The organism is Acinetobacter sp. ANC 4218 (genome assembly GCF_002135245.1).
Classification (GTDB): domain Bacteria; phylum Pseudomonadota; class Gammaproteobacteria; order Pseudomonadales; family Moraxellaceae; genus Acinetobacter.
The window spans coordinates 103,439-126,067 of record NZ_NEGD01000005.1; the positions used below are offsets into that span (position 1 = coordinate 103,439).

Consider the following 22,629-nt stretch of genomic DNA (forward strand, 5'->3'; position numbering starts at 1 on the left):
GCCTCGAAGGTTAAGCATAGTTCTCTATAGCTTGATGAATGTATGAATAAATCCAAATAAATCGATAGCTTGGACTATTTCATATTGTATTTTTATTTATGTCTTCAAAACCCTTGTTTAAGTCGTTTACCTAGTAAGCATATAGGGCGGTAAAACAGCTTCAGGTCAGATTAATTTATCCAGCATCCAGCCTTATTTCTGTTAATAATTCTGCTACAGACATGCTGCTATTTTGTTCTTTATATTGATAAATTGTTTTGATTGTCATTTTATTTTGGGGATAACATGTTACTTAAATATATAATTCCAGTGATTTTTTTGTCAGTAGTGTCATTTAATCACGCAGCGAATGAGACATCATCCATCCACACGCCTTCTGGTCAGTCCATCAGTTTGGGAGATTCTTATTCCGACATGCAAAACCGTATGTCTTTATCCCCCAACTCCATGAGCACACATGAAATCAAAGAAGGAAAAAACCATTATCTAGCCATGGACTATACCTATACAGTTGAAAATATGCTTTACACCATTACCATCGTGAACGATCGGGTGAAAAAAATTGAATGGCTGAATACCGATCAGGATATTAATAAAGATCAAATTACAAAAGAATGATGCAAAATCATTCATAGAAATGGCGACACTGGATAGTCCTTAGCGGTAAAATAACTTTAAAAACAAGCAAATCCAAGTCGCATCATTTTTTAATTTGTACAGGTCTTGGTGGCTATATTCTTTAGCTCTTCCAATTGACTACAGGTATAGGTGTTAAGTTCATCACATCTAATCGCAGCGGCATGTTGCAGTCCTGAACGGGATTTAAATTGCAGCGGCATACTCAGCAAACCGCTGCAATACAAGATAAAGTGTTTATCTCCAAAGATAATCTGCGTTTAAAGAATCATGACCACGACAGCGCACGATGACCTTTATTTAACCGGAATCATCAAGTGCTGATAAGGCGTTCCGGGCCACATGACATAAGGTACGGCAGTATCTGGCTGGGCATTTTGGGGATACATGTTATAAAAACCAGATTCGGCACCGACAATCATGACGTGTGGGCCGGTCTTGATCCAATGGTTACCTTTGGTGGGTTTTTGGGCATATGGGTCGGTATTACTGGCATCGGTTCCACCCGCCAACATATACATAAAGCCGATTTTACCTACATTTGGCGGTTTGTGTCCCATCCAGGCTTCTGCCCATTCCAGCGCATCCTTGTCCATGCACATTGGATCTGGACCGGGGGTAGTCGGATTATCAGGCATACAGGTAAAACCATTATTGCCTTTGCGCAAAGTGCGCATCTTGCCATCTTTGCCTATAACCACAATGGTGGCTGCTGCACTGACTTTTTTCGATGCTGCGCTCATGGCGCTGGCGATAGCCTTCTGGTCAGCTGCGGAGGTACTGCCCGGTTTGCCACCTGTGGTCTCCGCTGCAAGTATGGCCAGTGTGGATAGAACTATCCATCCGCTCATCATTAATATTTTAGCGATGTTCATGGTCTTTTTCTCCAAATAGGAGGTTATGTTTGGACCCCTCACTCAAGTTATAAGATCCAATATTCGCCTTATAACAAAAATAGCTAAAATGGAGAAAAGCATCATTATTGTTTTATGGATTATTTTTAACCACATTTAATTATTCCATCAATATGATGTACCGCAATGCACAGATTTCATAACAAATGAAATCACTAGGACACAATAATTTACCAATATAGAAACCATGCCACTCACGGTATCCTGAACATAAAACGATCTTATTTGGACTGTCCCCAATATTGTGGAAAAATATTGTCTATTCTCTTTTTGAATAGGGAAAGAACATGATAAGTGATCATCACTTCAGATGTAGTGACAGCTTAAATTTTTCATTAAAAACGCAGCTTCAGCTGCTTTAACCTGTGCTAAAAATTATAGAAGGCTTTAATTTTGCAGCTTCTAATCAGGCAACTGATAAAAATTCTCGAACAAGAGTTTTCTAATAAAAATTTTTTAATATTTGATTTGGTTTTTTAAATATGGTCCTTTTCAGCATATTTTGAGTTGCCCCATCTAAGCAAGCGGCCACAATTTGAAGGAATTACCGGCTCCTGCCCACATCTCAACCAAGAAATGCGGCTTCTATTACAGAAATGTCAATTTTTTTCATGGTCATCATGGCATCAAATGCACGTTTGGCAGCCGCACGGTCAGGGCTGGTATAAGCTTTCGTTAGGGCGATTGGGGTAATCTGCCAAGAGATTCCCCATTTATCTTTACACCAACCCCATTCGCTTTCCTGACCGCCATTTCCGACAATCGCATTCCAGTAGCGATCCGTTTCATCCTGATCCTCGGTCGCAACCTGAAATGAGAACGCTTCGTTATGTTTAAATGCTGATCCGCCATTCAGTCCGATGCAGGCAACGCCTAGCACGGTAAACTCCACAGTTAAAATATCCCCTGCTTTCCCTGATGGATAATTTCCAGGTGCACAATGCACTGCACCGATCGATGAATCAGGAAAGGTCTCGGCATAAAATCTTGCAGCGCCTTCAGCGTCATTATCGTACCAAAGGCATATGCTATTCTTTGCAAGATTCATCATTTCACCTCTTTATAGAGACTAGGATTGATGTGATTCGTCATCACTGTCCAATATTTCCAATATCGGTCTAAATATTCTATTCAACACTTTTTCTATATTTAAGCAAAAAATGGAATAGGCCTATTTCATAATTGTATTTTTATTAATCTAAGCGTGTTTTTTAGTGAGCAAAACTACTAGTTTTTCATAGAATTTAATGAATGATGATAAAAAATTATGAGATAGGTTTGTTGTATTCCTCTATCACTAAAATATTTTCATTTTGATAATTAACGATAATTCATGTGAGTCTGAGAGATGATCATTTTTAGGGGAGATTACCGATAATTAAATGATTACTACTTTCATTAAATGCTGATTTAGAGTTAAACATAATTTTCACAATATTTTTGGCGTCTAAATCCCTATTTTTATTCATGAAAACCGTATTAGACTTAAGTAGCAAAAGATAGAGGATATTCGTCATGAATTGATTAATGTGGGCTTTTTGATAGTTTTTTTTGATGCTGCCATGGTTAGAAAAATAGCTAAAGTTGCTGAATCTGAACGATGATTGATGATTTAAAAATAAACGATTTATCAAAAGAAATAAAAAACGAGCCTCTGTACCTCTCCAGAGTTCCTTCATATTCACCTAAAGGATAAAGTAGCTTTATATCCATGGCTGAAGCACACGTTCATCCATACTCAAAGACACAATATAGCCCAGCAAAATGGTACATTCTCAGCTCACCCCCATCGAGATGATAAAGGTTAGACAGGATATTATTGACCTTTTGTACAATATTGTGCCGAATGCCCTGAGTTTTAGTAAAGTCCAAAACTGCGTTGTGCAGGGTCAAGTACCCATTTAAGGAAAATACATTTTCCTCAGCAAACTCCTCTTTAGGTTTGATACAGTATGGCTTTTCACATCAACACCTTATTCCTCATCTTTGATTTATTGACTAAGAGAAGTTCAACTCTTCAGCAACTATCATAAAACAATGGAGGCACCATAGTTTTATATAACCGACTCGCCGAGTAATAAAAAATCTCACATCTAACACCTAAAAAATAGGCCCACCTTAAATACAAGTATTTTAGTAGGAATTACTACTTTAATTATAATTGTAAATACAAAAATTAAAATAAAATCACACATCCAAAATATGAGTAATTTAGTAGGAATTATTCCTGAAAAACAATGAAAAAACATATCAATAAAAATAGATAACATTAAATTAAGTATTTGTAAATAAACAATAAAAAATCAAAAAAACAACATTCTACCTAAACAATATTAATTAAATTAAAAACAACATACTTTAAATACCAGTAATTTAGTATGAATTACTAAAAAAATACGTTCTTTAAATTAAAAAACAGATTATAATCACGAGCAATTTAATAGGAATTATTACCACAATAATAATCCATTAAATATATTAATTAAAATAAATAAAATATTTCCTAAAATACGCCCGAAAATTTCATCATCGTTGAAAAGTTAAGTCTATTACTTTGTGCCAAGATTGGTCGCAGGAGCTTTTCATGAGTGGAAAAATTGATGTGCGCGAAATCGACGCTTTAGTCGATGCACAAAATGGACGTATTACTCCATCTATTTATACAGATCCAGATTTATACGAATTAGAACTTGAACGCGTTTTTGGTCGTACATGGTTATTCCTTTGCCATGAAAGCCAGATTCCTAAAGCCGGTGACTTTTTTAACACCTACATGGGTGAAGACCCGATTATTGTGGCACGTCAAAAAGACGGTTCAGTTAAAGCATTCTTAAACCAATGTCGTCACCGTGCTATGCGTGTGAGCTTCGCAGACTGTGGTAATACCCGTGCGTTCACTTGCCCATACCACGGCTGGTCATACGGTATTGACGGTTCTTTAAAAGACATCCCGCTTGAAGAGCGTGCTTACCCACAAGGGGCTTGCAAAAAAGAATGGGGATTACTTGAAGTAACCCGTGTTAAATCCTACAAAGGCCTGGTATTTGGCTGCTGGGATGAAACAACGCCTGACCTAGAAGAATACATGGGCGATATGGCTTGGTATTTAGATGGTGTTCTTGATCGTCGCCCTGGTGGTACAGTGATTGTTGGTGGTGTACACAAGTGGGAAATCGAGTGTAACTGGAAATTTGCTGCTGAACAGTTCGCATCTGACCAATACCACGCATTGTTCTCTCATGCATCTGCAGTACAGGTGCTTGGTGCAAAACCGGACGATGATGCGTCTAAACACCTTGGTGCAGCACAAACGGCCCGTCCAGTGTGGGAAACAGCGAAAGACGCGATCCAATTCGGTTCACGTGGCCATGGTTCAGGCTTCTTCTTCACTGAAAAACCAGATGCAAACGTTTGGGTAGACGGTGAAGTAGCAAACTATTTCCGTGAAACTTATGAAGAAGTGAAAGAACGTTTAGGTGAAACCCGTGCACTGCGTCTAGCAGGTCACAACACCATGTTCCCGACCCTGTCTTGGTTGAACGGTACGGCAACACTTCGTGTATGGCACCCACGTGGTCCAAACAAAACTGAGGTTTGGGCATTCTGTATCTGTGATGCTGATGCACCACAAGATGTGAAAGACGCATTTGAACGTTCTGCAACCCGTGCTTTCGGTCCTGCTGGTTTCTTGGAGCAAGATGACTCTGAAAACTGGGTAGAAATTCAAAAAGTATTACGTGGTTATAAAGCTCGTCAAAACAAACTCATTATGGAAATGGGTAAAGGCAGCGAAAAAGTACGTGAAGATGGTGTCCCTGGTATCACCAGCTATATTTTCTCTGAAACAGCAGCACGTGGTTTTTATCGTCGTTGGGCAGACCTGCTGATTCATAAAGAATGGGAAGATGTTGAGAAAGCAACTGAAGCATATGAGAAGGAGCTTGTGAAATGAGTCAAGTAAGTGTGGAACTTCATTACGAAATCAGTCAGTTTCTTTATCGTGAAGCAAAATTGCTGGATGACTGGAAATTCCGCGAATGGCTGGATGTTATGGCAGACGACGTTTCTTACGTCCTGCGTACTACGCCAAACGCGCAAACCCGTGACCGTCGCCGTTCAGTTGAGCCACCAACAACTTGGGTGTTCAACGACAACAAACATCTGTTGGAACGCCGTGTAGCGCGTCTGGAAACGGGTATGGCTTGGGCTGAAGAGCCTCCATCACGTACCACTCACATGGTGAGCAACGTGATTGTTGAACCAACTGAAGTTGCAGGCGAATACGACGTATACGTGACTTATCTGCTCTACCGTTCTCAAAAAGAGAAAGATATTACGATTTACTGTGGTAAACGTCACGACAAGATCCGTAAAGTTGAAGGTGGTTTAGGCTGGCAAATTTTTGACCGCAAAATCACCCTAGACCAAGTGACCTATACCTCACATAACCTGAGTGTGTTCTTCTGATGAATAAGGTTTTTATTTGTCAAGTTACAGTCTAGATATCCGTAGTTTACGTCAGCTGTATGCTAGATGCTTTGATGAATAAAAATCTAGTCTGATCAAAACGGACTTATCGGCAGCCTGTTCTTAGGCTGCCTTCCTTTTAAGGAGTCTCTTATGGCTATTAAACTTATTTGTGCATCTCATAGCCCTTTAATGGAATTTGCTTCACCTCAGGAAAAACGCAAAGAACAGGTTGTTCGTGATGCCTTTGCCAAACTGGCAGCTGAAGTAAAAGCTTATGACCCTACCCTGATCATTACTTTTGGTCCTGACCATTTTAATGGTTTTTTCTATGACCTGATGCCAAGCTTCTGTGTCGGTGTTCGTGCCAAGGCTGCAGGTGACTGGGACTATGGTAAAGATAATGACCACCTGAATGTACCTCAAGACAAGGCACTGGCTTTGGTTCGCAATGTACTGGATGAAGGTGTGGATGTTGCATATTCTTATCGCATGCAAGCCGACCATGGGGTAACCCAGCCTTTACATTTCCTCTGTGAAGGTCAGCTTGACCGTTATCCAACAATTCTAGTTTTTATTAATGGCGCTGCAGCACCTATGCCCACCACCAAGCGTACCATCGCTTTAGGCCGTGCTGTAGGTCAGTTTATCAAGTCTTTAAACCTTGAAAATGAACGTGTACTTGTCCTGGGTACCGGTGGTTTGTCACACGATCCACCGACTCCGCAAATGGGTTCTGTACCACCAGAAGTGGAAGAGTTCCTGATTGCAGGCCGTAACCCGACACCTGAAGCACGTAATGCCCGTCAGGCGAATGTGATTTCTGTCGGTCAGCGTCTGGCTGCAGGCGACAAGAGCATTTCTGTGCCTCTAAACCCTGAGTGGGATCTGGCATTACTTGAAAAATTCAAAAATGCAGATTTCGCTGCACTGGAAGCCATGACTGAAGCTGAAATCCGCCGTGACGGTGGCCGTGGTGGTCAGGAAGTTCGTGCCTGGATGGCTGCATTTGCTGCCTTGAGCGAACTGGGCGAATATGACATGACGACACATTGCTATGAAGAAATCAGTGAGTGGATCGCGGGCTTCGGCATCGTATCTGCTGAGTTAAAAGCTTAATGACATGAGCAACATCGAAACCATCCGTGGCAATAGTGTAAATAAAATCAACGCTGAAGCGCATACGGTTGAATTTCAAAATGGTGATGGTGTTGCTTATCACAAGCTGTTGCTTATAACGGCTGGTATAGGATGTCGCTTGATAAGCTAAGGATACGTTGAGTAAACATATTTATACTCTGCTTAATCTGGAAGAATCACCGGCACTGGTTCCCATAGTGCAGCCAGGCCGCCCAAACTTTTCAATTTGCCGAAAAAGTTGCCTGAAGGCGAAGGTATTGATTGGAATGTTGGGATTATAGATGCCACAAAAATTCTAATCTAAAAGTCTAAAACAAAAGAAAAACTATAGTGACCAGAAAAACGCATTTTCAAACAGCTAAAATTTTTAACAACTGTGTAACTCTCTTAAGAGATGTATTTGAAGTGGCCGTAAAGAATAATGTTATTTCTAAAAATCCAATGAATAAAATCAAAAACCGTAAGGTTCAAGTTGAAATACCGGCCCCCTTTACAAGAAAAGAAATGGAAACTCTTCTTTCATGGCTAGAATCAGAATAATTTTAGCCAATAAAGATATTTGGCAGACAATCAATTCCAGTTATTGATATAGACAAATCTTGTTGCTTAAAAATATTTTTTAACTGCTGTGTGAGTTAAGTTTAAACAGTTTTTATTGTATAAAAATCAGCCCTGAATGGGCAGGGCTGATTTTTAACTGGTTGATGTAGCATTTATTATGAAGATAAATCTACACACAGATATTTCATTTCGAGATATTCATCAATACCGAATTTAGAACCTTCACGTCCTAAACCAGATTGCTTCACACCACCAAATGGCGCAACTTCATTAGAAATGGCACCGGTATTAATTCCGACCATGCCATATTCCAATGCTTCACCGACACGCCATTGACGCGCTGTACTCTGTGTGAATACATAAGTAGCCAAGCCAAACTCGGTATCATTTGCCATTGCTACCGCTTCTTCTTCCGTGTGGAAGCGGAATAATGGAGCCAATGGACCAAAAGTTTCTTCTTTAGCCACTTTCATGTCCTGGGTTACTTCAGTCAGCACGGTAGGCTCAAAGAAAGTGCCACCTAGACTTGAACGCTGGCCACCAATTTTAATCTGCGCACCTTTGCTCGCTGCATCTGCAATATGCGACTGCACTTTGGCAATTGCATCTTCATCAATTAACGGGCCTTGAGTAGAACCGTCTTGACGGCCATCACCCACTTTTAAATTGCCCACAGCGGCAGTCAATTTCTCAGCCAGCGCATCATAAATGCCATCTTGCACATAAATACGGTTGGCACAGACACAGGTTTGACCGCTATTACGGAACTTGCTGACCATAATACCCTGAACCGCCTGCTCCAGATTGGCATCATCAAAGACCAGTACTGGAGCATTGCCACCCAGCTCAAGTGACAGTTTTTTGATGGTTGGCGCACATTGCTGCATCAGAATACGGCCGACTTGAGTCGAACCGGTAAAGCTCAGCTTTTTCACTGTGTCGCTTTCGCACAAGGTTTTGCCCACTTCAATGGCATCGCCACTAATGTGCAGCAATACATCTTGTGGTAAACCTGCCTGCAAAGCCAGCACTTCCAGAGCATAGGCTGTTAATGGCGTTTGCTCAGCCGGTTTAACCAGCATAGAACAGCCGGCAGCAATTGCAGGCGCAGCCTTACGGGTAATCATGGCTGCAGGGAAATTCCACGGCGTAATTGCAGCGGTGACCCCAATTGCCTGTTTGATGACCAGCAAGCGCTGATTCGGCAGTGTTGGTGTCAGCACTTCACCGTCAATACGGCGCGCCTGTTCAGCAAACCAGCGGATAAAGGAGGCGGCATACGCAATCTCACCGCGCGCTTCAGCTAAAGGTTTACCTTGTTCAGCAGTCAAAATCTGAGCCAATGACTCTTTATTTTCCTGCATCAAATCAAACCAGGCCCACAGCACGTCAGCGCGTTGTAATGCTGTTTGTGCTTTCCATGCTTTCTGTGCCGTCTGTGAACGAGCAATTGCTTGTTCTACCGATGCACGGTCATGGGATTTCACCCATGCCAGCGTGTCATGTGTTGCCGCATCTTTTACTTCGATGTAATCGCCACTTAAGGGCTGATCCAAGCAAACATCCGGATGCTGTAATAAATATTTCAAATGATCTGGAAGCATTTCAATCCCTCATTCATTCTTATGCAGTTAAAGTTGCAAATCCCTGTTCTAAAATAGCCAGACCTTCACGGAATTGCGCTGTTGGAATGGTTAAAGGATATAGGAAACGAATCACATTACCAGAACGACCGCAGGTTAAAATCAGCAGGCCATGTGCCATTGCATAGTTTTGCACCGCTTTGGCCTGTTCAGCCGTTTCCAATTCTACTGCAACCATTGAACCCAGCGCGCGAATATCGGTGACTACATTACTGCTGGCTTTAATGTTATTTAATACCGAAACCAGTTCCGCACCCAAGACATTGGCACGATCACACAGACCTTCACCTTCAATCACATCAATAACTGCATGTGCTGCAGCAACAGCAATTGGACTACCCGCATAAGTACCGCCTAAGCCACCCGGATTCGGTGCATCCATAACTTCAGTACGACCAACCACGCCAGAGATCGGGAAACCACCGCCCAGACTTTTTGCCATCGTGATCAGGTCTGCTTTGGTTTCGTAGTGATTCATGGCAAACAGTTTACCGGTACGGGCAAAGCCTGTTTGCACTTCATCTGCAATCATCAAAATACCATGCTGATCACACAATGCACGTAAACGCTTTAAAAATTCTGCCGGTACAACATTAAAACCGCCTTCACCTTGCACAGGCTCAAGTACAATTGCCGCCACATCATGTGCAGCCACATCTTCAGCAAAAATGTCTTCAATGCTTTGGATGGCATCGTCCACAGTAATGCCTTTTGACTCTACCGGATAACGTGCATGGAAAACACCCGCTGGCATTACCCCAAAGTCACGTTTGTAAGGGGCAGTTTTACCCGTCATGGCCATGGTCATGAATGAACGGCCATGGAAACCGTTACCAAAAGTCACAATACCGTGACGGCCAGTATAGGCACGAGCAATTTTAACTGCGTTTTCTACTGCTTCAGCACCGGTAGAAAAGAATGAGGTTTTTGCAGGGCCGTCAATCGGTGCACGCTCATTGATACGCTCAGCAAGAGAGACATAACTTTCGTAAGGTACAACCTGATAGGCTGTATGGGTAAATTTTGTTAATTGTTCAGTAACAGCAGCAATAATTTTAGGGTGACGATGACCGGTATTCAGTACCGCAATACCACCTGCGAAATCGATATATTGATTGCCTTCGGCATCCCAAATTGTCGAGTTCTCTGCTTTCTCCGCGTACCATTGACACATGACACCAACACCACGAGGCGTCGCTTGCTGTTTACGTGCATTCAGTGCAGAGTGTTTACTGTCCATTTTGTATCCTCATTCTTGATTCATACAGTGTAAAATTTTGGCATCCATATCATGTGATTGATGATATGCAAATGACTGGTTGATCTTCCTCATTTTGCGCTTTTATCGGCCTGACACGAGAGCCACTTTGAACCAGATAGACAGAGCCAATTCACCCTATCCCGAAGATTTAAAAAATCAAAAAACAGAATAATTAAATACAAATCATAAACTTGAAATCACACCACAAAAAAAATGGCACCTTTTTATAAGGTGCCATTTTGATAACTGAGAGCAAAAATTTAGAAATTGTACATAAACAGTAAATTCAGCAGTCGGCTATGGCCTGCTGCATCTCCTTGCGCCAAAGAACCGGCATCACCGCCAATGAATACATCATTTTTACCGATGATATATTCGGCTGCCAGCGAAAACTGCTTAACATCCAGCTGAGCACCCAAAATATTGCGTGTGGATGTGGCAAAACCGGACTTGTCTTTATCAAAGATGGTATAGCTGACATAAGGCGTCAGATCGTAATCTTTGTAAAAATCAGTCATTTGATAATCCAGATTCGCCACATAATAATTGGCTTTATTGGCCACATGATACTTCGATTCAAAAGAACCTACCGTCGCATAATCTGGATTCTCTACAGCCTGGGTATCTGCGCGATTCTGTCCGGCAGTCAGGGTCAGGTTTGCATTCTGGTAGTTTAAGCGACCAAACACATTCCATGCATTGCGATGCCCGGTTTGACCATTGCGGTTATTTTCCAAATCTGAATACCAGTACGAGCCGCCAACATTCAGTTTAACCGGGCTGTCCTGCAGCGGAATCTGCTGATTGATGCGTGCAACCCACATGTTTTTTTCTTCAATGTCATCGGTGCTGGCATCTTCCGGCTTGACATAATTGGCCGCATAACGTGCCGCATCGTCACCAGTGCCAGCAAAACTTCCCCCATCACGCAGAAAATAAGCCACATTGACCTTGGTATTTGTACCTAACTGCTGCTGCCAGTTAATACCCAGATTATGCACATCTTCCAGTCCGGCATTGTCCATTGAACTGCCATACCAGCTGCTGCTCCAGAAGCGGCCAATACCAAAAGGCATATCTTGCAGACCCAAGGTGATGCGGCTGTCATCATTCAGCTTATAGCCCAGGTTGGCATTCACCAAAGTTGAAAAATCACACAGGGTATCATTTTGATAGCAACGGTATTCCACATCGCCGAACAATGACTTGGCATCATATTTCAGGCTGAGTTTCGCCGCATTAAACTTTAATTTATGGTCACTGTCCGAATAATCTTTATCCTGATAATTTGCTCGTAGCCACCCCGATACAGTCAGTTTGCCTAAATCGGTATCGGCATCTCCCCAAGAAAGCGAATCTGCCTGCACGGTGGCAGACATCGTAATGGCACTGGCGACAAGCGCACAGAACGAAAATGGTTTCACTAAAAAACATTGCGACATTATAGAAGCCCCAAAAAAGAAATAATAATTTTCAAAACCAGGTCGCTGGCAAAAGCAAAGTTTCTGACCAAATGGAATCAGCAAAGGCGTTAAATATCCAAACTTATGCCGGGTCAAATATTGCATCCTGCAAGAGACACTACCCTTAACCTGGATAGATGCCGCGCTCTTGGCGAGCCATCAGAATCCGTTCACATGCCAAAATATAAGCTGCGGTACGTAAAGAACATCCGGCCTGCATGGCTTTGAGCCAAACGTCATGCACGGCATTTTTCATGATCACGTCCATGCGCTGATTGATTTCTTCTTCTGTCCAGAAATAGCTGGCAAGGTCTTGTACCCATTCGAAATAGCTGACGGTCACGCCACCGGCATTGCAGATCACGTCCGGTACAACAGTGATTTGACGCTGACTCAGGATTTCATCCGCTTCAGTGAGGGTCGGACCATTGGCCCCTTCCAAAATGATCTTGGCTTGAATAGTTTGAGCAACATGCACATCAATCACCCCTTCCAGCGCCGCAGGAATAAATACTTCTGCGGGAATTTGCCAGAATTTTGCCGTCGCGATTTCGTCGCTTGCAGCAAACCCCTGAATCTTGTGATAGGTGTTTGAATATTCCATTAACTTGGGAATATCAATCCCTTGTTCTTGATATAGGGTTGCAGAGTGATCCTGTACGCAAATCACTTTGCTGCCATTTTCATGAAACAGCAAGGCGGCTTCGCTGCCGACATTACCAAACCCCTGCACACACACCCGGGCATCTTTTAAATCCAGGTCAATTTGCTGAGCCACTTCACGCCCGCTAATATACACGCCACGTCCTGTGGCTTTACTGCGGCCTAAAGAACCGCCAAGATGCACGGGTTTCCCGGTCACTACACCGGTAATGGTAGAACCTGCATTCATGGAAAAGGTGTCCATCATCCAGGCCATAATTTGCGGATTTGTCCCCACATCCGGTGCCGGAATATCCTTTTGCGGCCCAATAACCAAATTGATTTCTGCGGTATAACGGCGTGTCAATCGTTCTAGTTCACGCTTGGATAACTGGCTTGGATCAACCCGTACCCCGCCTTTGGCACCCCCAAAAGGTAAATTCAGTGCCGCACACTTAATCGTCATCCATGCAGACAGTGCCATCACCTCATCTAAATTGACATCAGGATGGAAGCGTACACCGCCCTTGCCCGGACCGCGGGTCAAATTATGCTGAACCCGATAACCTTCAAAATGCTGAACGCTGCCATCATCCATAATCACCGGAATATCCACAATCAGACTCCGCTTCGGGCGTCGCAACATATCCAGTCTTTCGCTGAGTTCACCCAGATAAGGAGCAACTTTATCCAGCTGTTTCAGATAATTGTTCCAGGCCGTCGTACCGTGCTCGGTATAGGTGAGCCCCTTCATCATTGTGTTCATTGCATGATCCTGTTTTTTGTATGCAGACGCATTTCCTTGCGACCACAAAAAGTATAAATTTATCTCTGCTTGTCGGCATTTATTGATCCAGCTATGTAGCCAGCGTGATCTGAGCTAAAACATTTAGCTTGGATTTTTCGCTTTGGCTTTAACCCAGATATGTGTATATTGCCTGCCGTTTACAGGCCCGTATTTACATGCACTGCGCAACAACGGGATACTTTACAATTACTGCCTGACCAGATTATTTTGCACATACCGATATCGCTCTCACGAGAGCCACTTTGAATTTGTAGGAGAGAGCCAATTGCGTAGCTTGCTTGGAGACTATTTGCTGCAGCGCTTACAGCAAGATATCGATGGAACATTGCAGCTGCGATTATTTCGCTGCTTACGCAATGCCATAATTGACGGCGTATTGGCGCCCAAGACTCGCCTGCCGGCATCCCGCGATCTGGCCAAAGAGATCAAGGTTTCCCGCAATACGGTATTAAGCGCGTATGAACAATTACAGGCACAAGGGTATGTCGATGCCCGCACAGGGCAAGGCACCTGGGTCACAGATAAGCTGCCCGAATCCTTTTTAGTCAAGGCGGAAAATAGCAACGCCCCTATTCAAGAAAAAAAATCTCAGCAAAGTTACAGCTTGTCTCAGCGCGGTTCTTACTTAATCGGCTATTCAGCAGCTTCGCCTTATCAATGGGGTGCTTTTGTTCCCGGTGCGCCGGATGTGACAGAGTTTCCGCATCACATTTTTAGCAAAATTCAGACCCGTTTGAGCCGTGAACCGGAAATTACCCGCTTGATTTACAGCAATGCCGGCGGCTGTCTGGAACTGCGCCAAGAACTTGCGGAATATCTGAAAATTGCACGTTCGGTGCAATGCGATGCCGATCAGATCATTATTACCGAAGGCACCCATCAGGCCATTGATTTAGTCTCGCGTACCTTGAGCGACATTGGCGATGAAGTCTGGATCGAAGATCCAGCCTACTGGGGCGCCCGCAACATTTTGCGCATTAACGGGGTCAATCTGCGTTCACTGCCGGTCGATCAGGAAGGCATTATTCCTGATCTTGATCCCAAAGTACCCCCCAAGCTGATCTTTGTTACACCCTCCCACCAGTATCCCCTAGGTTCGCATCTAAGCCTGGAACGGCGCAAACAGCTGCTTGCAATTGCCCGGCAGCATAAAAGCTGGATTGTGGAAGATGATTATGACAGTGAATTCAGGTTTTCAGGCCAGCCCTATCCGTCTTTACAAGGATTGGAACCTGATTCCCCGGTCATTTATATGGGCACATTCAGCAAAACCATTTATCCTGCACTGCGTATCGGCTATCTGGTGGTTCCGAAGAAACTGTTTTCCCCGCTACGCATTGTGGCCGCAGAACTCTATCGCGGTGGACATTTAATTGATCAGAAGGCACTGGCAGAATTTATCCGTGAAGGCCATTATGAGGCGCATATCCGACGCATGCGCTTACTCTACAGTAAACGCCATGCATTTCTGATTGATTTAATTCAGCGTCATTTAGGTGAAGATTTTCTGCACGAATACAACACGGCAGCAGGCCTACACCTGATTTTAAAACTGCCAAGCAGCAGTGATGATGTCCTGATTGCATCGAATGCACTTGATCAAGGTATTAAGGTCAGAGCCCTATCGCAATACTATACCAAGCACTATTCTACCCGGCAGAAAGGATTACTGCTCGGTTTCGCCTGCGTGAGGGAACAAGAAATATTGGTGGCTTTCGGCGTACTGTTGAAATGCTTGCGCGACAATGGAATTCATACTTTAAACTAGTAAAATTCAGATTCTAATTAAAATTTTATTTTTAAAATCAATATATTATCGGCCGGTTTTTAAACAAGGAGTAAAACCTTTTATGGCCACTTCATTTTATTTAGTCTTTATTTTTCTGTAAACATTTCTTTCTGTAATTTTCACCTTTTTAAAGCAATTGGCTCCCTTCAATAGCTAAAAAATGGCTCTCGTCACCTGACAACAAAAAAGAGAAATTAGCAGCATACATAAACAGCATGTAACAGTTTTGTAATCAAAGTGTGATTTTTCATGTGTTTATAGAAACATCAACTTTATTAAGTTTAACTTAAAATTAATGAAGTGATTGCGAATTCGGTTACAGTTTCAAAGGATAGATAGTGTACACAAGGTAGAGAGCTCTATTGCTGTTACACTATGGATATTAAGGGAAATTATATGGCAGAACATCAACATGTCTCCACGCCCGATTCATCACACGGCTTAAAAAGTGGACTTAAGTCACGTCATCTTACAATGATCTCGATTGCCGGGGTAATTGGTGGCTCACTGTTCATTGGCTCTGGTAATGTAATCTACTCGGCAGGTCCCGCTGCAATTTTGGCCTATGCTTTTGGTGGATTGCTCATTCTATTAATCATGCGCATGCTGGGTGAGATGGCCGTTCTCAACCCGGATAGCGGTTCATTCTCAACCTATGCTGATCGTGCAATTGGCCGCTGGGCAGGTTTTACCATTGGCTGGCTGTATTGGTGTTCTTGGGCCTTACTGATGGGCTGGGAAGCGTATGTCGCAGGTAAAATTCTCAACAGCTGGTTTCCGTTTATCCCCATCTGGGGCTATATGCTCCTAGTTATTGTGTCATTGGTTGTCGTTAACTTACAAAATGTCAAAAACTATGGTGAATTTGAGTTTTGGTTTGCACTGATCAAAGTGATCGCAATCGTTATTTTCTTAGTCATTGGTAGCTTGGCCGTCATGCACTTATGGCCATGGAGCCAAGCAGGTGCGACAGGTATTACCCATTTAACCTCTGAAGGTTTCATGCCCAATGGTTTCTCTGCGGTAATCACGGCATTACTCGGGGTTATGTTTGCCTACATTGGCGCTGAAATTGTGACGGTGGCTGCCGCAGAATCACAAAATCCTGCTCGTGAAATCCGTAAAGCATCGAACTCAGTGGTATGGCGTATCATGTTGTTCTATGTCGGTTCAATGCTTATTACCGTCTGCCTCATTCCACATAACAACCCACTACTCAAAGACCCAACTTGGGGAACCTATAGTGTGACCTTAACTGCACTCGGTATTCCAGAAGCAAAACACATTGTCAATTTTGTGGTCCTGACTTCAGTGTGTAGCTGTTTTAACTCTGCACTCTATACCTGTTCACGTATGCTGTTTTCATTGTCAAAACGTTGTGATGCACCGAAAAGTTTTGGTTTAATCAACCGTAATGGTAGTCCTTGGATGGGTGTTCTGGTGTCATCATCATTCGCTTTATTGGCAACCTACCTGACGGCCACTGAAAGTATGAATGTCTACGACATCTTTATGTTAGCGACAGGTACAGCGGCACTCTATGTCTATCTCACCATTGCTTTTTCTCAATTACGTATGCGTAAGAAATTAGAAGCGGAAGGACAAGTGATTGACTTTAAAATGTGGTTATTCCCCTGGCTGACTTATCTGGCAATCTTCTTTATTATTGGTGCCCTGATTACCATGCTGGTTGAAGGAACATATTTCAAAGAAGTGACTTATACCAGCTTGCTTGCACTCTTTATTGTGGGATTAGGCATCTGTGCACAAAAATTCAATTGGGGTAAAGATTCACAAAAAAAAATTTCGCAAAATAGAATAAACCTGAGCGACAATATTTAACGCTCAAGCTGATAACATAAATCTTGGGGACAGAATCAGACCCGGCTGGTAGGTGAATCGTTAATCTAAACTTTCACCTACCAATAACAATAAAAGATCTTTTATCATTCAAAAACTGCTGTTCTTTTTATCGGATATAAATAGTAACAACGTTCTCAATAGTCGGGCATCATCTGCCTAATATGCCTTAAATAATCTCCCATTTTATAGATCTTTTTTTTCTTGGATAACATGGCGAACAAAATCAAGTTCCCGATAGTCCTTATCTTCAGATTTTAGATTTCCTAATACTGTATCTGATAAAGGGCGCTTTTTAATATCTGAACGCTTTATTGTGTATCACAGTGGTTTCAATTACTTATCAATGATACACGATATGATACAAACTCATATACTCGGTTAAGCTCAGTTATATACAGGTATAAAAAAAGGCTTGATCCGTTAAGAATCAAGCCTTTTCGTTTTAAGACTTGGCATATTTTGCCATGTCTTGTTAGGTATTTGGTGGAGATGGCGGGAGTTGAACCCGCGTCCGCCAGCACTACGCTCGAGAATACTACATGCTTAGATATCGTCTATTGTTTTAACTCTTTGTGACCCGACGAACAGGGTACAAATCGCGATCCTCTAAGTTTAGTACAAAGCCCCGAGGCTTGGCTTTATACGGACTTGTGTGCGTGCGCTTCAGTCGGACTCTCTAACCACAAGTATTTGGAGAGGCGGACAAGCTGCCCTTAGGCAGCTAGAGCGTATGATTCGTCGTTTGCGACTATTAAAATGCAAATTTGATTTACGAGAGAAAATGCGCTCTCGACATGCATCTATGAGTTTCATCACCAGCGTCGAAGCCAGAAACATCCCCAAAGTAGACCGCAATCATAACATAAATGTTTAAACCCGCAGCGAGTTTTTTAAACATTTACACAAACAGATGCGATTAATTCAATAATTGCGCTAATATTTTATTTTTCAAGTCCTATAAAAGAAAAAAATTATGAGCTATTTACTTGCACTCGATCAGGGAACCACCTCTAGCCGTGCGATTATCTTCAATGAACAGGGAAAAGTTCAAGCAACAGCTCAGCGTGAGATACATATCTCTACCCCACATTCAGGCTGGGTAGAACAGGATGCACAGGAAATCTGGACCACACAAATTGCAGTTGTGCAGCAGGCCCTCGCCTCGGCCCGTATTCTGGCCAAAGATATCAAAGCCATTGGACTGACTAATCAGCGTGAAACCACCATGGTTTGGGATAAACGCAATGGCAAGCCGCTTGCCCCTGCAATTGTCTGGCAAGATCGACGTGCAACTGAATGGTGTAATCAGCTTCTGCAAAAAAATTTACAGAATAAAATCCAGCAGAAAACCGGTTTATTGATTGACCCTTATTTCAGTGCCGGAAAACTGGTCTGGTTGCTGGAAAATATCGAAGGTCTGCGTGATCTGGCACAACAGGGACATGTGGCTTTTGGAACAGTCGATAGCTGGCTGATGTGGAATCTGACCCAAGGTACAGAACATGTCATTGAAGCCAGCAATGCCTCCCGTACTATGCTGATGAATCTGCAAACTCAGGCCTGGGATGAAGAATTGCTACAGCTGTTTAATATCCCGCGTTCAGTTCTGCCGCAAATTATTGCTTCGGATAGCTATATGGCAGACACGGCTACAGGTTTATTGGGCGCAAATATCCCAATTATGGGAATTTTGGGCGATCAGCAATCGGCCCTGTTTGGCCAGTCCTGCTTTGAAGTGGGTAGTGCAAAAAATACCTATGGCACGGGTTGCTTCATGCTGTTCAATACGGGGCATCAGGTGCAATTTAGCCACAACAAGCTCTTGAGCACCTTAGCCTGGCAATGTCATGAAAAAACCACTTATGCATTGGAAGGCAGTGTATTTATGGCGGGTGCCATTGTGCAATGGTTACGTGATGGTTTAGGGATTATTCAAAACAGTCGTGAAGTCGAACAGCTGGCTTGTCAGGTAAAAGATACCGACGGCGTAGTTTTGGTGCCGGCTTTTACCGGACTCGGTGCTCCGCATTGGGACAGTGATGCCCGTGCCCTGCTCTGCGGCATGTCCCGTGGGACCAATAAAGCCCATATTGCCCGTGCAGCTTTGGAATCGATAGCCTTTCAGGTCTCCGATGTCCTGATGGCCATGCAATCCGATATTACCCATCCCTTAAAGGAACTGCGCGTCGATGGCGGTGCGAGTAGCAATGACATGCTGATGCAGTTTCAGGCAGATATCTTAAATGTGCCGGTATTGCGCCCTAAAATGCTGGAATCTACCGCTTGGGGTGCAGCAGCCATGGCCGGATTAAAAGCTGGCGTATTTTCCAGCATGTCAGATATTTCTGCATCATGGCAACTGGAGCGGGCTTTTGAACCCAATATGAATCAAGACCAGCGCCAGTTTCATCTAAGCAAATGGCAAACTGCATTAAAGCGTGCTAAATCAGATATTTAATATCTTCATATCCAAGATAATCAAAAACCGCTTCGAAAAGCGGTTTTTGATTAATGTGCATGTCCACCACCGGTGACACCATTTTTGGGTTTTGGACATAGCCAGATAATCAGTGCGGCAAAAACAAACACCAGCGCCAGAATTAAAAATACATGGTTAGCAGATAAGGTAGATGCTTCTTTATCGACCAGACTCGAAATATAGCCCAAACTGCTTTCTGGACTCATTCCTCTTTGGGTCAGCGTATTTTGCACCTCATCCACATGCAAGCTTCCGGCCATCTCGCTACGTGCCACCTTTGCATGATCATCCCAAATGGTAACGGCAATCGACGCTCCAATTGCCCCGGCCATGGTTCTGAGGAAGTTCATCAAACCGGCAGCAGAAGCCATTTCTTGCGGCAATACTGAAGCCAGAGCCATATTGGAGAGTGGAATAAAGAAAAACGGTACGGCAAAACCTTGCAAGATTTGCGGCAATGCCAAGGCCATAAAGTCGGCTTCAGTAGTCCAGAAGGCCCGCATCAGGGTCACCCCGCCCAGCAGACATAAACCAAAACTGGCCAAAGCCCGCTGATCATATTTGGTCGCCAGTTTGGCCACAATGGGCGACATCAGCAAACTGCCAAAACCCATGGTTGCAGTCAAATAACCTGCCCAAGTGGCGGTATAGCCAAGATTCACCTGTAACCATTGTGGAATCATGACAATACTGCCAAAAAAGGCCCCAAAACCAAAGGCTAAAGCCAAAACGGAAATGGTAAATCCACGATATTTAAAGATCTGGATATTCACTACCGGATGGCACTCGGTGAGTTCCCAAATGGTAAAAACGATGAGCCCGATCAAGGCAATCATGGCCAAAATAACAATAAAGGGATGATTAAACCAGTCATACTCATGGCCTAAATCCAGCATCAGCTGCAATGCCCCAATCCATAAAATCAGAAGCATTAATCCGCCCATATCAATTTTGAGTGTATTGGTTGCTGTTTCAGCAGATTTCAGCAAACGCATTGCAGCAAATGCACAGCCCAACCCGACCGGGATATTGATAAAGAAAATCCAGTGCCATGACCAGTTATCACTAATAGTCCCGCCCAGAATTGGCCCCAAAATGGGTCCAACAACTGTAGTCATGGCCCACATGCCCATCGCCTGCGACTGTTTCTCCGGTGGGAAAATACGCATCAGCAGGGTTTGACTGAGCGGCATAATCGGCCCGCCAAACAGGCCTTGTCCAATTCGGCAAAATACCAGCATTTCCAGACTGGTGGATAAACCGCATAACACAGAAAATAAGGTAAAACCGAACAGGCTGATGACAAAGATCCGGACCGTGCCAAAGCGTCCAGCCAGCCAGCCGGTTAAAGGCACACAAATGGCTTCGGCAACGGCATAGGAGGTAATCACCCAGGTCCCTTGCGATGCAGAAACCGCAAGGCTACCGGTAATATGCGGAACCGAGACATTGGCAATGGTCATGTCCAGCACGACCATAAAATTGGCAAAGGCCAGTACAAATGCTGCCAGAAGCAGGCGGCCGCCAGTCAGGTTCGGTATAGGAGCGTAGTTATTCATAAATGACTACTTCGAAGACAAATCGATCTTCGCTTCCATAGACAGTCCCACCCGTAACGGATGTTCAGCCAGTTCTTTAGAATCAAGCTTGATGCGAACCGGCAAGCGCTGAACCACCTTAATCCAGTTACCCGTCGCATTTTGTGCCGGAATCAGCGCAAAGGCTGAACCGGTTCCGCCAGAGAAGCCTTGTACCGTGCCGTGATATTCAACGGAATCTCCATACAAGTCAGAAGTCAGGATTACATTTTGACCGGGACGGACTTTTTCCAGCTGGCTTTCTTTAAAGTTGGCATCAACATACAGTTGTGAGGTCGGCACCACCATCATCAGGACAGTGCCCGGTGCCACACGCTGACCAACCTGAATATTACGGCGTGTCACCACCCCATCAAAAGGAGCCTTGATTTCAGTACGCTCCAGATCTAACACAGCCTGCTTTAATTTGGCCTGTGCCACCAAAACATCAGGCGTGCTATTTTCATTGGCGCCGCGAATCAGTGCTTCATTGGCCGCCAAATTGCTTTGTGCCGCTTTTTGGCTGGATTTAGCTTGTGCCAAACCGGCTTGTGCCGATTCATAAACCGCTTTGGCGGTATTCAGTGCGCTTTGTGCCGTACTGAGTTCTTCTTTAGAAATGGCGCCAGAGGCACTGAGTTTTTCACGACGGCTTAAATCATCTTGTGCCTTATCCATTTCAGCTTTGGCCTCGGCCACTTTGGCTTCAGCACTATGAATCGCATCATCACTGACAAAAATTTGTGAATTCAGTGAGCTGCTATTGGCTTGCGTCTGTTTATATTGACGCTGTGCCTTGACCAGTTCTGCTTTGGCTGCAGCAAGAGCGATTTCCGCATCGCGCTGATCAACTCGAACCAGCAACTGACCTTTTTTGACCGTTTGAGTATCACTGACCAATACCTGTTCGACTTGTCCGGTGACCATAGAAGTGATTGAGGCCGTTTCTGCACCTACATAGGCATTATCGGTATCAACAGAATGATTGAAAAATAATGTCCAGATGGCATATAAAATCACAGCAAGGATTAAAATCAGTGCCACAAATCCCAAAGCCTTTTTTCGTTTTGCCTTGAGTTGCTGGTCAGTCACCTGTTCAGACTGTTGAGCATCTGGCGGCGTAATTTGAACATCTGTCATGCATGTTTCCTAAATCCAACAGCCCCCATCAGCAAGCAGCCCTGATCTGCCACCTTGACAATAGGCATCTAGATCGTAGTAAGCTCATCTTGATGAGACGTTATTCTTGTAAAAATTTTTGATGCATTTTAAGAGTAAAAAATCATATTTTGAGAATAAAAATGTAACTCACCAGTTTCCAAAACAAATTCAGCACCGGATTTTCATCCAATGCCACATATTGACCTGACTTCTACTTAGCTGGCT

The 22,629-nt window shown here is 43.6% G+C and carries 17 protein-coding genes, 1 other RNA gene and 1 pseudogene; 9 read left to right on the forward strand and 10 right to left on the reverse strand.

The features are described from left to right. The first annotated feature begins 285 nt into the window (after positions 1-285). The gene (locus tag B9T38_RS06445; RefSeq protein ID WP_086195998.1) at positions 286-618 is read left to right on the forward strand and encodes a hypothetical protein; all 333 of its coding nucleotides are present in this window, start codon (positions 286-288) and stop codon (positions 616-618) included. Between the two features lie 314 nt (positions 619-932). On the opposite strand, the gene B9T38_RS06450 is transcribed toward B9T38_RS06445, so the two are convergent. Both B9T38_RS06450 and B9T38_RS06455 read right to left on the reverse strand, forming a co-directional pair. Continuing rightward, complete coding sequence (locus B9T38_RS06450) at positions 933-1,511, reverse strand: hypothetical protein (protein ID WP_086195999.1); 579 nt, start codon at positions 1,509-1,511, stop codon at positions 933-935. Between the two features lie 604 nt (positions 1,512-2,115). After that, positions 2,116-2,598 carry a VOC family protein gene (locus B9T38_RS06455; RefSeq protein WP_213033054.1) on the reverse strand — a complete coding sequence of 161 codons (483 nt, stop codon included), beginning with the start codon at positions 2,596-2,598 and terminating at the stop codon, positions 2,116-2,118. 1,536 nt (positions 2,599-4,134) lie between these two features. Between B9T38_RS06455 and hcaE the strand changes: the two genes are divergently transcribed. The 5 genes from hcaE to B9T38_RS06485 all read left to right on the forward strand — a co-directional run bounded on the left by hcaE (position 4,135) and on the right by B9T38_RS06485 (position 7,697). After that, positions 4,135-5,502 (forward strand): 3-phenylpropionate/cinnamic acid dioxygenase subunit alpha, encoded by a 1,368-nt coding sequence (hcaE, locus tag B9T38_RS06465; protein WP_086196002.1) that lies wholly within the window; start codon positions 4,135-4,137, stop codon positions 5,500-5,502. After that, positions 5,499-6,017: a 3-phenylpropionate/cinnamic acid dioxygenase subunit beta gene (hcaF, locus tag B9T38_RS06470; RefSeq protein ID WP_086196003.1), complete on the forward strand. Its 519-nt coding sequence runs from the start codon at positions 5,499-5,501 to the stop codon at positions 6,015-6,017. Before hcaE ends, hcaF begins: the two co-directional genes overlap by 4 nt. A gap of 153 nt (positions 6,018-6,170) precedes the next feature. Beyond that, the gene (locus B9T38_RS06475; RefSeq protein ID WP_086196004.1) at positions 6,171-7,136 is read left to right on the forward strand and encodes a 3-carboxyethylcatechol 2,3-dioxygenase; all 966 of its coding nucleotides are present in this window, start codon (positions 6,171-6,173) and stop codon (positions 7,134-7,136) included. Positions 7,137-7,140: 4 nt separating this feature from the next. Continuing rightward, entirely contained in the window at positions 7,141-7,287 is a 147-nt protein-coding gene (locus B9T38_RS17185; protein WP_171263188.1) for a hypothetical protein, read from the forward strand. A 200-nt stretch (positions 7,288-7,487) separates the two neighbouring features. Continuing rightward, positions 7,488-7,697 carry a hypothetical protein gene (locus B9T38_RS06485; RefSeq protein ID WP_251992212.1) on the forward strand — a complete coding sequence of 70 codons (210 nt, stop codon included), beginning with the start codon at positions 7,488-7,490 and terminating at the stop codon, positions 7,695-7,697. A 176-nt stretch (positions 7,698-7,873) separates the two neighbouring features. Here the strand turns inward: B9T38_RS06485 and B9T38_RS06490 are convergent, their stop codons facing one another. From B9T38_RS06490 to B9T38_RS06505, 4 genes are all read right to left on the reverse strand, one after another. Beyond that, entirely contained in the window at positions 7,874-9,322 is a 1,449-nt protein-coding gene (locus B9T38_RS06490; RefSeq protein ID WP_086196005.1) for an NAD-dependent succinate-semialdehyde dehydrogenase, read from the reverse strand. A gap of 19 nt (positions 9,323-9,341) precedes the next feature. After that, positions 9,342-10,601, reverse strand: coding sequence for a 4-aminobutyrate--2-oxoglutarate transaminase (gene gabT, locus B9T38_RS06495; RefSeq protein ID WP_086196006.1), 1,260 nt, complete (start codon positions 10,599-10,601; stop codon positions 9,342-9,344). A 281-nt stretch (positions 10,602-10,882) separates the two neighbouring features. Beyond that, complete coding sequence (locus B9T38_RS06500) at positions 10,883-12,064, reverse strand: TonB-dependent receptor (RefSeq protein ID WP_143222671.1); 1,182 nt, start codon at positions 12,062-12,064, stop codon at positions 10,883-10,885. Between the two features lie 145 nt (positions 12,065-12,209). Further along, positions 12,210-13,481: a Glu/Leu/Phe/Val family dehydrogenase gene (locus B9T38_RS06505; RefSeq protein ID WP_171263193.1), complete on the reverse strand. Its 1,272-nt coding sequence runs from the start codon at positions 13,479-13,481 to the stop codon at positions 12,210-12,212. A 319-nt stretch (positions 13,482-13,800) separates the two neighbouring features. Between B9T38_RS06505 and pdxR the strand changes: the two genes are divergently transcribed. Together pdxR and B9T38_RS06515 are read left to right on the forward strand one after the other, a co-directional pair. After that, complete coding sequence (gene pdxR / locus B9T38_RS06510) at positions 13,801-15,303, forward strand: MocR-like pyridoxine biosynthesis transcription factor PdxR (protein WP_086196008.1); 1,503 nt, start codon at positions 13,801-13,803, stop codon at positions 15,301-15,303. A 417-nt stretch (positions 15,304-15,720) separates the two neighbouring features. Beyond that, positions 15,721-17,166, forward strand: coding sequence for an amino acid permease (locus B9T38_RS06515; protein WP_086196009.1), 1,446 nt, complete (start codon positions 15,721-15,723; stop codon positions 17,164-17,166). Between the two features lie 243 nt (positions 17,167-17,409). Here B9T38_RS06515 and B9T38_RS16960 read toward each other — a convergent pair. Together B9T38_RS16960 and ssrA are read right to left on the reverse strand one after the other, a co-directional pair. Continuing rightward, positions 17,410-17,499 (reverse strand): annotated as a pseudogene (locus B9T38_RS16960) (Arm DNA-binding domain-containing protein); the annotation flags it as partial. Between the two features lie 169 nt (positions 17,500-17,668). Then, positions 17,669-18,028: a transfer-messenger RNA gene (ssrA, locus tag B9T38_RS06520) on the reverse strand. A 132-nt stretch (positions 18,029-18,160) separates the two neighbouring features. Between ssrA and glpK the strand changes: the two genes are divergently transcribed. Next, the gene (gene glpK, locus B9T38_RS06525) at positions 18,161-19,645 is read left to right on the forward strand and encodes a glycerol kinase GlpK (protein ID WP_086196010.1); all 1,485 of its coding nucleotides are present in this window, start codon (positions 18,161-18,163) and stop codon (positions 19,643-19,645) included. Between the two features lie 50 nt (positions 19,646-19,695). On the opposite strand, the gene B9T38_RS06530 is transcribed toward glpK, so the two are convergent. Both B9T38_RS06530 and B9T38_RS06535 read right to left on the reverse strand, forming a co-directional pair. Further along, positions 19,696-21,225 carry a DHA2 family efflux MFS transporter permease subunit gene (locus B9T38_RS06530; RefSeq protein ID WP_086196011.1) on the reverse strand — a complete coding sequence of 510 codons (1,530 nt, stop codon included), beginning with the start codon at positions 21,223-21,225 and terminating at the stop codon, positions 19,696-19,698. A gap of 6 nt (positions 21,226-21,231) precedes the next feature. Then, a complete protein-coding gene (locus B9T38_RS06535) occupies positions 21,232-22,383 on the reverse strand; it encodes an HlyD family secretion protein (RefSeq protein ID WP_086196012.1) in 1,152 nt (383 codons plus the stop codon). Positions 22,384-22,629: the final 246 nt, after the last annotated feature.